Below are 12,901 nucleotides of genomic sequence, written 5' to 3' on the forward strand. Positions count from 1 at the left end.
TGCGTTTTCCGCTCGAAGCCCCGCTACATAAGGCTCCTCGCCTCATCAGGACGAGCCGGCGCCCAGCTGCCGCCGCCCGCTGCAAAAATCGGTCAGCCGCGCTCGTAATCACGGCTTACATCTGTATTACCCGATTAATCAGCTGAGCTCGCGGAAGCGCCTGCCGCGGCCGCAGAAGGGGCGTTCGGCAGCGCCGCGCATGGGCAATCCGTCGCGCGGCCGTTCAGTCCCTGGCGGTCAAGCTTGAAACTGGCGTGGGCCGTGCCGTTTTGCCAGTCGAGGCGAACGATGTAAATACTGTCGAAGTCGTTGCTTTGCCAGTTGGGAACGTCGGCGGCATTACCGCCATGCGTGCTCATCATCTGACGCAACAACTTCACGATCAGCTTGTGCTCCCACGCGACGACAATCAGCTTGTTGCGATTGGCCGGACTGACGAGCGCTGTGCCGAGCTGGTCGATCTGGGCGAAACCGTACGGCGTTTGCACCGGCATCTGGAATTGGATGGCAGTCGGCTCGATGGTCGCAAGCGGCCGAATATAGTAATAGGGGTGACCGCTGTCGTCCTTTTGCTGGCCAGGATCGGGGGCGTAGATCGCATCCGGTTTGCCGAACTTGGCGGCGATCACTGCCGGCAATGCCAGCGCGCGGTTGAGTCCCTGACAATTGAGCTGGCCGTAACCCTTCGCGGGTTTCTCGCCGTGGCGCACGAATACGAGCGTTTCAGTGTTGCCGTCCGCCGCGTGGGCCGCGGGTAACGCCAATACGCCGGCGCACAGACCGCCGATGGAGAGTGCGACGCCATGCAGGAATCCGCGGAAACGGGTCATCGGTAGCACCTGTGCGAGCTTGGGAAGTCGCACGATTCTAGCAGCGGGCTATTGGCAGGCCATTGGCTGTCTGCATCGTGCGGACAAAACAAAACGGGCGCCGTAGCGCCCGTTTTGACTGCCAGGATACGCGCACTCGCCGATCAGTCGAGCGCCATTTCCTGCGAATTGCCGCGACGGCTTTCGGCGATGAGCGGGTACAGCACGCCGGCGATCACGGCGCCGATAATCGGTGCGACCCAGAACATCCACAGTTGATCCACCGCTGCGCCGCCGACGAACAGTGCCGGGCCGGTCGAGCGCGCCGGGTTGACCGACGTGTTGGTGACCGGAATCGAGATCAGGTGAATCAGCGTCAGGCACAGGCCGATGGCGATTGGCGCGAAACCGGCCGGCGCGCGTTTGTCGGTCGCGCCGAGGATGACGAACAGGAAGAAGCCGGTCATCACCACTTCACAAATGAAGGCGGCAGCGAGCGAGTAATGGCCTGGTGAGCGCTCACCATAGCCGTTGCTGGCGAAACCGCTGGCGACGAGGTCAAAGCCCGGCTTGCCCGATGCGATCAACGACAACACCAGCGCGCCCAGCACCGCGCCGACCACTTGCGCGACGATGTACGGCAGCAGGTCGCGAGCCGGAAAGCGGCCGGCGACGGTCAGGCCGACGCTGACCGCCGGATTCAGGTGGCAGCCAGAGATATGGCCGATCGCATAGGCCATTGTCAGGACAGTGAGACCGAATGCGAGCGAGACGCCCACGAAGCCGATGCCCAGACCGTGGACCGGGCCGGCGAAGTTAGCGGCGAGGACGGCGCTGCCGCAGCCCCCGAGCACGAGCCAGAAGGTGCCGAAAAGCTCGGCAGCAAGGCGCTTTGACAACTGCATGATTGGTAATCCTAAAATGTTTGACGCTTGGAGTGGCATGAATGCTAAGCGCAAGTGCATGCCATTGAGCGCGCAATTCTAGGGAAAGACGGCCAGATTAGGTGTCAAGAATTGTCAATGTGGAGTCGCCTTTACCTATTATTACCTGATAAAGATCTCGTTTTACAATTCATCGACGCTTAATAATTATCAGAGGATATCTTCCTAAATCGGTATTATTGTCCATTGCGAATTTTTATAATTACAGCTAGTCTGCGAGCGAATGAGTTCTAAAAAAGGGGAGAACCGAAATGTCTCAATATGCAGACCTCAAGGTACAGATCGCCAAATTGCAGGCACAGGCAGATGAAGCGCGTCGTACTGAAGTCGACAACGTGGTCGCCGACATCCGCCAAAAGATCGCTGAATACGGTCTAACAGCGCAGGACCTCGGCTTTGCGGTTGCCGCCAGACGTGGACGCCCACCGAAGAAGGCGCCGCTGCCGGCCAAGTACCAGGATCCGAAATCGGGCAATACCTGGAGCGGGCGTGGCAAACCACCCAAGTGGATTGTCGGCAAGAATCGGGAACGCTTTCTGATTGGCGCGGCTTGAATGCCCCGTTAGTCCGGGCGCAAGCTAACTGAAGGTTGATCGTTGCCTGGTTGTTTATTCGCGCAGCGCTAATCCAGGATGGAAGCGCATCCATTCCTGTATTAAAAAAGCCGCCTCTGAGAGGCGGCTTTTCCGGAGTAGAAGCAGGTTAACTCCCGCTAACCGCTCGCGCAAACGATTCACCAGGCAAATTTACTCATGATTGGCGTGCAAAGCGGAAAGCGACGGTAAGCGGGAGAGGCACGATTTAAGCGGCTGAGCGCATAAAAACATCAGCCGCTTAAGCGCGTCGCTCAGCCCACCGCTACCTGGCGCAACACCGGGCGGCGTGTTGCTTCGATCAGTGCTGAATAACCGTCAACGTAATTCTGAGCCATCGTTTTCGAACTGAAACGGCGTTCGAACTGCGCGCGAATTTCCGTGCGCGACAATTCGTCCAGGCGTTGCAGCGCGGCCACGGCACCTTGAACGTCCTCGACAATGTAGCCGGTCACGCCGTGGTCGATCACTTCCGGCACCGAGCCGCGGTTGAACGCGATCACCGGCGTGCCGCACGCCATTGATTCGATCATCACGAGACCGAACGGCTCCGACCAGTCGATCGGGAACAGCAGCGCCTTGGCGCCCGACAGGAACTCAGGCTTCTGCGCCTCGTTGATTTCGCCGACGAACTCCACGTGCGCCATGGAGAGCAGCGGTTCGATTTCCTTCCTGAAGTATTCCTGGTCGACCTTGTCCACCTTGGCGGCGATCTTCAGCGGCAAACCGCTTTGTGCAGCGATCTTGATAGCTGTATCGACGCGCTTCTCAGGACAGATACGGCCGAGGAACGCCAGGTATTCCGGCTTCTTGTGCGTCTGCGGCGTGAGCAACTGCTCAGGGAGGCCGTGGTAAATCGTGTTCAGCCAGTTGGCCTGCGGCAGCGGCGCGCGCTGGGAATCCGAAATCGACACCACCGGCACATTCGAGAATGCGTCGAACACCGGTTGCAGTTCCGGCAAGTCCAGACGGCCGTGAAGCGTGGTCACGAACGGCGTGTCCATGGTGGTAAAGAGCGGGAACGGCATGTAGTCGAGGTGAAAGTGCAGCACGTCGAACTCATGAGCGACCTTGCGCACCTTTTCCATCATCAGGACATGCGGAGCCAGTGCATCGCGGATCGTCGGGTCGAGGCGCAGCGCCCGAGGCCAGCAGGCGTCGAGGTTCGCGGAGGTGACCGAGTCGCCGCTCGCAAACAGCGTGACGTCGTGGCCGAGGTCGACCAGTGCTTCGGTCAGATATGACACGACGCGTTCGGTGCCACCATAGAGTTTCGGCGGGACAGCTTCGTACAGCGGCGCAATTTGTGCGATTCGCATGCGTTTCTCCTGTTCAAAACGGCTTCGCACAGCGGCGCTCGAGTAGAGCGAGGAGCGAATGCCTGACGGACGGTTGGGCGCGGTAAGCCGCCGCCCGGGGGTGCTCCGAACCTGCATCGGGTAATCCCTTAGCTTCATTATCGGGATTGGCGGCGCTAATTCGAGTTATTTTTCAAACGCTTAATGTTGTTACAGCGCGAAACATGATGCGTAACAGGTCGGCAGGAGCGCGGTCCCGATAGTCGGCAAGCACGACTGGGGGGCATTCAAACGCAGAGAAAACATGAACAAGGGGTGGTCCCGGGACTGGAGCGCGGCCCCTACAGCACGCGCGTTGCGCAGAAGTGAAAACGTCTTATAATTGTTTTTCACTGATGCAGGGTGCGAATCGCGAGCCACTCAGGACTCACCATCCGGTTCACATTTCCGCTGAATAATTATCCGAAGCGCATCGCGAATCCCAAGCTGCGCGCCGTTTCACCTATTTCACCTTCTTTCTGACCCACGCCGTGTAGGAAAAATTCCTACACGAATGACGGATTAATCCGTCAGGTTGGCAGGGTGTCTGTCCGATTTTCGTCCGCTCCCCCTTTAGACACAATGCTTGCAAGACCAGAAGCGAGCCGATTCGTGCGGTTTAAGTGCGCGCGTTCGAGCAAACGTTTCCGTAACGGCCTGACCAGCCAGATATACCCCGGGGGAATCATGAGCGCGACAAGCGAAATGCTCAATGAGATCAGAGAAGTCAACCTGTCTTATCTCCTGCTCGCGCAGCGCCTGCTGCGTGAGGACAAGCCGATGGGCATGTTTCGCATGGGGATTTCGGACCAGTTAGCCGACGTGCTCGCCAATCTGTCTTTGGCGCAGACCGTGAAGCTGGCGGCGTCCAACCAGGTGTTGTGCCGTTTCCGTTTCGATGACCATGCCGTGCTGTCCGCCCTTGCGGACAAAGGCAAATCCAGCGCCGTGGTTCAGGCGCATTCCGCGATCCTGATGGCAAGCCAGCCGGTCGAGCAACTCGGCTGATGGCAACGTGTAGTTCAAATAAAGCGATCAGGACGGGGGAAATGCACGCGGATGGCATATAAAAGTGTTGTGCAGGAAGTCAGGGAAATTACCCTGGCCATCGAGCTGATCGAGCTCGGCGCGCGGTTGCAATTGCTGGAGGCTGAGACCAGTTTGTCGCGCGACCGGCTTATCAAGCTCTACAAGGAACTGAAAGGGGTGTCGCCGCCCAAGGGCATGTTGCCGTTTTCGACCGACTGGTTCATGACCTGGCAGCCGAACTTTCACTCATCGCTGTTCTATAACATTTACCGTTTCATGGCCGACCACGGTGGCTGTGTGACGATCCAGTCGATCGTGAAGAGCTACCGGCTCTACCAGGAACATGTCCAGTTGCACGACGACGAGCCTGTGCTCAGTCTTACGCGCGCCTGGACATTGGTGCGCTTCTTCGACTCCGGAATGCTGCAAATGACCGCCTGTTGCCGCTGCGGTGGACATTTTGTCGCGCACGCGCACGATCCGCAGCACGCCTTCGTCTGCGGGCTGTGCCAGCCGCCTTCGCGCGCCGGTAAGACAAAGAAATTTGCCGACGCCCGGGCCCGCGAAAGCCTCGCTGCGCTGGAGATTTGAGCCGCGGGGCGGCGCCGGCCAGCCGCCCGCAACCCGGTGCACGCGCGCACACCCCCATTCGGCGGCCCCTGCGGCCCGACTGGCCGGTGCCGGGCCTTGCTGGGCCTCATCGAACCGGTTTAACCCGCCTGTGGTTTACACAGGAGTGACGCGCCGCTTTTCCGCCAAAGTTTTCTGCTCCGTTGCCGTAAACCAGATTAACGACGGTCACCGTCGCTTCTTTGTGAGGGCTCGGCAGTGCTGATTTTCGTGGGAACACTCGTGACGCTTTTGTCCGTTTTCGGCGGTTACGCGCTGGAAGGCGGTCATCTTGGCGCGCTGCTGCAGCCCGTCGAAGTGCTGATGATCGTCGGCGCCGGCGTCGGCGCGTTCATTCTCGGTAACGGGATGAAGACGATCAAGGCGACACTGCGCGTCATTCCAACCCTGTTCAAGGGCGCGAAATACGACAAGGACGTCTATATGGAGCTGATGGCGCTCCTTTACGTCCTGCTGGCCAAGGCACGCAAGGAAGGCACGCTGACGCTCGAAGCCGACATCGACGATCCGTCGAAGAGTCCGATCTTCACGCAGTATCCGAAGATCCTGGCCGACAAGCACATCATCGAATTCCTGACCGATTACCTGCGGTTGATGGTCGGCGGCAACATGAACGCGTTCGAGATCGAAAGCCTGATGGACGAGGAGATCGAGACGCATCACCAGGAAGGCGAAGCCCCGGCGCACGCGCTGACCAAGGTCGGCGACGCCATGCCGGCGTTCGGGATCGTGGCCGCGGTGATGGGTGTGGTGCACACCATGGCCTCGGCCGACAAGCCGCCGGCGGTGCTCGGCGAGATGATCGCCCAGGCGCTGGTTGGCACCTTCCTCGGGATTCTGCTTTCGTACGGCCTGATCAGCCCGCTCGCGAGCGTCGCCGAACAGCGCGTGACCGAGTCGACCAAGATGTTCCAGTGCATCAAGGTAACGATTCTCGCCAGCCTGAATGGCTATGCGCCGGCTATTGCCGTCGAATTCGGCCGCAAGGTGCTCTTCTCCACTGAACGTCCGTCGTTCGCCGAGCTGGAAGAGCACGTGCGCCGCGTCAAAGCCAAGTAACGGGCGCCGGGAACCGACTCGATGAACAAGGACAAAGACCGCGCCATTGTCGTCAAGCGTTCCGCGCCGGCCCGCAAGGGCCATCACGGCGGCGCGTGGAAGCTCGCGTACGCGGACTTCATGACTGCGATGATGGCGTTCTTCCTGCTGATGTGGCTGCTGAGTTCGGCCTCCACCGTGCAGTTGAAGGGCATCGCCGATTACTTCAACCAGCCGTTGAAGGTCACGCTGTGGGGCGGTGATCGCAGCGCCGAGGACTCGAGCATTCTGAAGGGCGGCGGTCGCGACATTTCGACCGACGCGCAAGGCGTCACGCGCGCGACTGACGGCACCAATAACCGCGCCGAGCGCAGCGTTTCGCATAACAACGAGGACTCGGTCAAACAGATGCAAGGCGAGCTGGAGCGTCGCGAACAGGTTCGCCTGCACGATCTGCAGGTCAAGCTGATGGCCGCGATCGAAGCGAACCCGGTGCTGCGCCAGTTCAAGCAGCAGATCCGCATCGACTCGACGCTGACCGGCCTGCGCATCGAAATCGTCGACTCGCAGAAGCGGCCGATGTTCGCGACCGCGAGAGACGTGGTTGAACCGTACATGCGCGACATCCTGCGCGAAATCGGCCACACGCTGAACGACGTGCCGAACCGCATCATCGTGCAAGGGCATACGGACGCCGCGCAGTACGCCGGCGGCGAGAAGGGCTACAGCAACTGGGAATTGTCCGCGGACCGCGCCAACGCGTCGCGTCGCGAGCTGATCGGCGGCGGCATGGACGAAGCGAAGGTGATGCGCGTGCTCGGTCTCGCGTCGACGCAGAACCTGAACAAGGCGGATCCGATGGACCCGGAAAACCGCCGCATCAGCATCATCGTGCTGAACAAGAGGTCGGAGGAGGCGCTTGACCACGACGACTCCACCACGACCACCTTGTCGGACGACGCAGCCGGCTCCAAGCCGCTGCTGCAAAGGCTTGCGCAACCGGCGACGGTTGCACCGAAGGTGCCGGCGGTAGCGCCGGCAGCCCAGTAACAGACAGCGATCGGCTGACTGGTCCATGCGCCGGGATGGCATGGGCGGCTAGCTGGTTCATAGCGTAAATGCAGCGAGGTTTTCATGATCAGGAACATCCTGGCAATCGACGACTCGGCATCGATGCGGCAAATCCTCGCCGCAACGCTGACGACGGCTGGCTACGAAGTGACGCTCGCGGCGGACGGCAATGAAGGGCTCGAAAACGCCCTCGCCATGTCGTTCGACCTCGTGCTGACAGACCAGCACATGCCAGGCAAGACCGGCCTCGATCTGATTACGGCGCTGCGCTGCAACCCGGCTTACCAGGCGACGCCCATCCTCGTCCTCACGACGGAATCGAGCGAGCCGTTCAAGGCAGCGGCGCGGGCCGCGGGGGCAACCGGCTGGATCGAAAAGCCGCTCGACCCCGACATGCTGACCGAACTGGTGGCGGCGTTAGCGGAACCGGACCACGCATGAGCGCGCCTATAAGCGCGACCTTTAGACAAGTTATAGAAGCTTTCGACGCGGCGGCCCAGCAGCCCAAGCCTAGACAGGAACTCTCGCGGTGACCCAGGCATGACACTCGACATCACTCAGTTCTATCAGACGTTCTTCGACGAAGCGGACGAACTGCTCGCGCAGATGGAGCAATTGCTGCTCAATCTGGATATCGCCAACCCGGACCCCGAAGACCTCGCGGCGATTTTCCGCGCGGCGCATTCGATCAAGGGCGGCGCGGCGACGTTCGGTTTTACCGCGCTGACGGAAACGACTCACATTCTCGAATCGCTGCTCGACCGCGCGCGCAATAACGAACTCGTGTTGCGCAAGGACATGATCGACACGTTCCTCGAAACCAAGGACGTGTTGTCGGGTCAGCTCGCCGATTACCGCGCGAGCGCCGAGCCGGATGCGGCGACCGCGAAGGCGATCTGCGCGAAGCTCGAGCAGTTGCACCACGAAAGCCGCTTCGGCGCCGAGCCGGCCACGGAGCCGGTGGCCGCCGCGCCGGTGGCAGCCACAGTACCAGTAGAAGCACAACAAACCGCAGTACAAGGCAGCACCCCGCCCGAGCACGTCGTCGAACAGGCGGTGCAGGCGGCGGGTGAATGGATTGACGGCGAACCGGCACAGACCGGTCAAGCCGGGGGCGCCGGTGAAGAAACCGGCTCTCATCTGGAAATTACGCTACGGGGCGTAGGTGAGAAGGACCAGGAACTGCTGGCCGAAGAGCTCGGCAACCTGGGCAACATCGTCGGGCAGGTCAAAAGCGGCGGCGATCTGACGCTGTGGCTCCAGACCGATGTGACCGCCGACGACATCATCGCCGTGTGCTGTTTCGTGATCGACGAAAGTCAGATCACGATCGGCCGCGGCACCGCACCGGCGGACGAGACGCAGCAAGGCGAACCTGGAACGCCGGACGCTGCCGATTCGACCCCGGTGCAAGCAGCACAAACAGCAGAGGCAGTACAGGCGGAGCACGCAGCATCGTCGGCACGAGTGGCCGACACCGCTGCCCCCGCTCAAGCTGCCGCTGCACACGGACTGTTCGACGCCTCGGCGTCGCAAGCGAATACGCCGGCGCCTGCCGCGGTGAGCGGTGCACCGTCAGCAAGCGCGGCAACAGGCGCGACGGCGAACAACGCACCGGCCGATCAGGACCGCAAGGCGGCGCGTCCGGCCGCGGCAGCGGGTGGCGCGGAAGGCAGCTCGATTCGCGTGGGCGTCGAGAAGGTCGATCAGCTGATCAACCTGGTCGGCGAACTGGTGATTACGCAGGCGATGTTGGCCGAGACCACCAGCACGTTCGATCCGGCTTTGCACGACCGGCTCTTCAACGGCATGGCGCAGCTCGAGCGCAACGCGCGCGATCTGCAGGAAGCCGTGATGTCGATCCGCATGATGCCGATGGATTACGTGTTCAGCCGCTTCCCGCGTCTGGTGCGCGATCTGGCCGCGAAACTCGGTAAGGAAGTGGAACTCGTCACCTTCGGTCAGGCGACCGAACTCGACAAGAGCCTCATCGAACGGATCATCGATCCGTTGACCCATCTCGTGCGCAACAGTCTCGACCACGGCATCGAAACCGTGGCGGCACGGCGCGCGGCGGGCAAGGATGCAACCGGCCAGCTGGTGCTGTCGGCCGCGCATCACGGCGGCAACATCGTGATCGAAGTGAGCGACGACGGCGCCGGTTTGCGCCGCGACAAGATTCTCGCGAAGGCCGCGAAGCAGGGCATGCAGGTCAGCGAAACGATGTCCGACGAAGAAGTCTGGAACCTGATTTTCCTGCCGGGCTTCTCGACGGCGGAGCAGGTCACGGACGTTTCGGGCCGCGGCGTCGGCATGGACGTGGTGAAGCGGAACATCCAGTCGATGGGTGGCCACGTGGAAATCACCTCGCATGCGGGCAAGGGCAGCACCACGCGAATCGTTCTGCCGCTCACGCTGGCGATTCTCGACGGCATGTCGGTCAAGGTCGGCAACGAGATCTTCATTCTGCCGCTGAACTTCGTGATGGAGTCGCTGCAACCGCGTGCCGAAGACATCTACACGGTGACCAATGGCGAACGCGTGGTACGCGTGCGCGGTGAATACCTGCCGCTCGTCGCGCTGCACGAAATATTCAACGTCGAAGACGCCAAGCGGGAACCGACGCAGGGCATCGTCACCATCATGCAAACCGAAGGGCGCCGCTTTGCGATGCTGATCGACGAGCTGGTGGGACAACAGCAGGTGGTCGTGAAGAATCTGGAAACGAATTATCGCAAGGTGCACGGCATTTCCGCCGCAACCATTCTCGGCGACGGCAGTGTCGCGCTGATCGTGGACGTGGCGGCGCTGAATCGCGAAACGCGCCATGCACATGGCGCGATGAGTCTCGCGTGACATCCGTAATGACATCCGTGAGGCACGCGGTTTTCGCAACACTCACTCAATTTATTTCATCCCAACCGTTTGGGGGCTAACGTGGCAGAAGTCCAATCCATCAATTCGAGCGTTTCGAACGCAAGCGGTACGAATGGCCGCCGCGACGCGCAGCAGGCAGACGCCGGCGGTCAGGAATTCCTCGTTTTCACGCTCGGCGCCGAAGAGTACGGCATCGACATTCTCAAGGTGCAGGAAATCCGCGGCTACGACAACGTGACGCGTATCGCGAATGCGCCTGAGTTCATCAAAGGCGTGATCAATCTGCGCGGCATCATCGTGCCGATCGTGGACATGCGCATCAAGTTTCACCTGGGGCGCGTCGAATACGACCACCAGACCGTAGTCATCATCCTGAACGTCGCGCATCGCGTGGTCGGGATGGTGGTGGACGGCGTGTCGGATGTGCTGACGCTCGCCGCCGACCAGATCATGCCGGCGCCGGAATTCGGCGCCACGCTGACGACCGAGTACCTCACGGGTCTGGGCACCGTCGACGGCCGCATGCTGATCCTGATGGACATCGAGAAGCTGATGACCAGCCGCGAAATGGCGCTGATCGAAACGCTTAGCGCCTAAGCGTCAACGCGCGTCGATACGTGTCGATACGTGTCGATACGCGCCGTACGAAAGATAGATCGAACAGGGAGCACGAGATGGTGAGCAGGTGGTCGATTCGCACATCGTTGACGATGGTGGGGATCATTCTGGTGGCGCTGACCGTTGTGGTCGGCGCGCTTGGTCTAACCGCACTGAACGGTGCGAGCCAGTCGCTCGACCGTATTACGCGCGGCGATCTGGTGGCCATTCACGCGCTCGACGATGCTTCGTCGTACCTGTTGCGTTCGCGTCTCGCGGTGGACCGCTTCAACACGCTGTCGGCCGCAGGCAATGCGGATGAAGCGAAGAAAGCGATCGATCGCGCGCAGGAGCTGCTGACCAAGGGCAATCAGAACTGGCAGATTTATCTCGATGCGCCGAAGAACGGCATCGATCAGGCGCTTCTCGACGACGTGGTCGCCAAGCGTACGGCGGTGATGCATGAAGGCGTCGATCCGGAGTTCGCAGCGCTCAACGCGAACGACATGGCCGCTTATCACGCGATTGCCGATACGAAGATCAGCCCGATGTTCATTGCCTACGACGGCGCCGCATCGGCGGTCATCAAGGCATTGCAGCAAGGCGCCGTGGATCAGCAGGCGAGCGCGCAATCGAACATTTCGCTGATGACCACGCTGATCATCGGCGTCACCGCAATCGCGCTACTGCTGGTGGTGGGCATTCGCTTCGCGCTGCGCGGCCTGATCGTGCAGCCGCTGAACGATGCAACGGCGTGCTTCGAACGGATCGCTTCGGGTGATCTGTCCGAAACAATCGAAGTATTCAGCCGCAACGAAATCGGCCGCCTCTTCGCCGGCATCAAGCGGATGCAGGACAGCTTGGCGACGATGGTGAGGGCAGTTCACAGCAGCACCGAATCGATCGACACCGGCGCGCGCGAAATCGCCATGGGCAACACCGATCTGTCGCAACGCACCGAACAGCAGGCTGCGTCGCTGCAGGAAACCGCATCGAGCATGGAGCAGCTGACCGGCACCGTGCGGCAGAACGCCGAGAACGCGCGTCAGGCGAGCCAACTGGCTGTCAACGCGTCCGATATCGCGACGCACGGTGGTGATGTGGTGAGCCAGGTCGTTACGACGATGCAGGGTATTGCGACCAGTTCGAACAAGGTCGTCGACATCATCGGCGTGATCGAAGGCATTGCATTCCAGACCAACATTCTTGCACTGAACGCGGCAGTCGAAGCCGCGCGGGCAGGCGAGCAGGGCCGCGGTTTCGCGGTGGTCGCAGGCGAAGTGCGCAGCCTCGCGCAGCGCAGCGCGAGCGCCGCGAAGGAAATCAAGGAACTGATCGGCGACTCGGTCGACAAGGTGCAAAGCGGCTCGGCACTGGTCGGCCGCGCGGGCAGCACGATGGAAGAGATCGTGCAGGCGGTGCGCCGCGTGACCGACATCATGGGCGAAATCAGCGCGGCTTCCGAAGAGCAATCGGGCGGCATCGAACAGGTGAATCGCGCGGTCGTGCAGATGGACGAAGTGACGCAGCAGAACGCCGCGCTGGTCGAACAGGCGGCAGCAGCGGCTGCGTCGCTCGAAGAGCAAACGCGTCAGTTGCAGGCGGTGGTGAACGGCTGGAAGGTGGCCGGAGGTCAGACGCGTAGCACGGCGGCTGCAGCCCTTCCGCACACTGCGGCACGCCCGAACGGCAGCAAGAGTGGCAGCCCGCACGTGCAGCCCGCCAAAGCGGCGCCGCAAACGCGCGCACACACGGCAACGCAACCCGCAGCAAACACAGCAACACGTGCAGCGCCGGCTGCGGCCACTCATGGTGCCGATGCCGCGCGTGTCGAACCGGCTCTCAAACCGAAAACGGCCCGCGCCGCTTCCGAATTCGCAGCACGTCCGGCCGCAGCAGGCGCGGCGACGGCAGGGTCGGACGCGGACTGGGAAACGTTCTAGAAAGCGGCACAACGACATGCGGTCATTCGACAT

Annotated in this window: 12 protein-coding genes; 9 read left to right on the forward strand and 3 right to left on the reverse strand. The window is 61.3% G+C overall.

What is annotated here, in order from left to right:
• Window positions 1-134 precede the first annotated feature (134 nt).
• Both ACUN0E_RS42195 and aqpZ read right to left on the reverse strand, forming a co-directional pair.
• The gene (locus ACUN0E_RS42195) at window positions 135-830 is read right to left on the reverse strand and encodes a histidine phosphatase family protein (RefSeq protein ID WP_445570275.1); all 696 of its coding nucleotides are present in this window, start codon (window positions 828-830) and stop codon (window positions 135-137) included.
• 143 nt (window positions 831-973) lie between these two features.
• Window positions 974-1,714, reverse strand: a complete 741-nt coding sequence (gene aqpZ, locus ACUN0E_RS42200; protein WP_408334698.1) for an aquaporin Z — start codon at window positions 1,712-1,714, stop codon at window positions 974-976.
• 290 nt (window positions 1,715-2,004) lie between these two features.
• Here aqpZ and ACUN0E_RS42205 point away from each other — a divergent pair, with 290 nt between their 5' ends.
• Window positions 2,005-2,307, forward strand: a complete 303-nt coding sequence (locus ACUN0E_RS42205) for an H-NS histone family protein (protein ID WP_408226146.1) — start codon at window positions 2,005-2,007, stop codon at window positions 2,305-2,307.
• Window positions 2,308-2,600: 293 nt separating this feature from the next.
• On the opposite strand, the gene ACUN0E_RS42210 is transcribed toward ACUN0E_RS42205, so the two are convergent.
• Window positions 2,601-3,665, reverse strand: coding sequence for a glycosyltransferase family 4 protein (locus tag ACUN0E_RS42210; protein ID WP_445570276.1), 1,065 nt, complete (start codon window positions 3,663-3,665; stop codon window positions 2,601-2,603).
• Window positions 3,666-4,370: 705 nt separating this feature from the next.
• Here ACUN0E_RS42210 and flhD point away from each other — a divergent pair.
• From flhD to ACUN0E_RS42250, 8 genes are all read left to right on the forward strand, one after another.
• Complete coding sequence (gene flhD / locus ACUN0E_RS42215; protein WP_408226149.1) at window positions 4,371-4,691, forward strand: flagellar transcriptional regulator FlhD; 321 nt, start codon at window positions 4,371-4,373, stop codon at window positions 4,689-4,691.
• 51 nt (window positions 4,692-4,742) lie between these two features.
• Window positions 4,743-5,303 carry a flagellar transcriptional regulator FlhC gene (flhC, locus tag ACUN0E_RS42220; RefSeq protein WP_408226152.1) on the forward strand — a complete coding sequence of 187 codons (561 nt, stop codon included), beginning with the start codon at window positions 4,743-4,745 and terminating at the stop codon, window positions 5,301-5,303.
• A gap of 237 nt (window positions 5,304-5,540) precedes the next feature.
• Window positions 5,541-6,401, forward strand: a complete 861-nt coding sequence (gene motA, locus ACUN0E_RS42225) for a flagellar motor stator protein MotA (RefSeq protein ID WP_408226155.1) — start codon at window positions 5,541-5,543, stop codon at window positions 6,399-6,401.
• Between the two features lie 21 nt (window positions 6,402-6,422).
• Window positions 6,423-7,430 (forward strand): flagellar motor protein MotB, encoded by a 1,008-nt coding sequence (gene motB / locus ACUN0E_RS42230; protein WP_445570277.1) that lies wholly within the window; start codon window positions 6,423-6,425, stop codon window positions 7,428-7,430.
• 84 nt (window positions 7,431-7,514) lie between these two features.
• Window positions 7,515-7,892, forward strand: coding sequence for a response regulator (locus ACUN0E_RS42235; protein ID WP_408226161.1), 378 nt, complete (start codon window positions 7,515-7,517; stop codon window positions 7,890-7,892).
• A 99-nt stretch (window positions 7,893-7,991) separates the two neighbouring features.
• Entirely contained in the window at window positions 7,992-10,307 is a 2,316-nt protein-coding gene (cheA, locus tag ACUN0E_RS42240) for a chemotaxis protein CheA (RefSeq protein ID WP_445570278.1), read from the forward strand.
• 81 nt (window positions 10,308-10,388) lie between these two features.
• On the forward strand, window positions 10,389-10,925 hold the full coding sequence (cheW, locus tag ACUN0E_RS42245) for a chemotaxis protein CheW (RefSeq protein ID WP_408218826.1): 537 nt from the start codon (window positions 10,389-10,391) through the stop codon (window positions 10,923-10,925).
• 77 nt (window positions 10,926-11,002) lie between these two features.
• Window positions 11,003-12,868, forward strand: coding sequence for a methyl-accepting chemotaxis protein (locus ACUN0E_RS42250; protein ID WP_445570279.1), 1,866 nt, complete (start codon window positions 11,003-11,005; stop codon window positions 12,866-12,868).
• Window positions 12,869-12,901: the final 33 nt, after the last annotated feature.

The sequence above is a fragment of the Paraburkholderia sp. D1E genome, assembly GCF_052682275.1.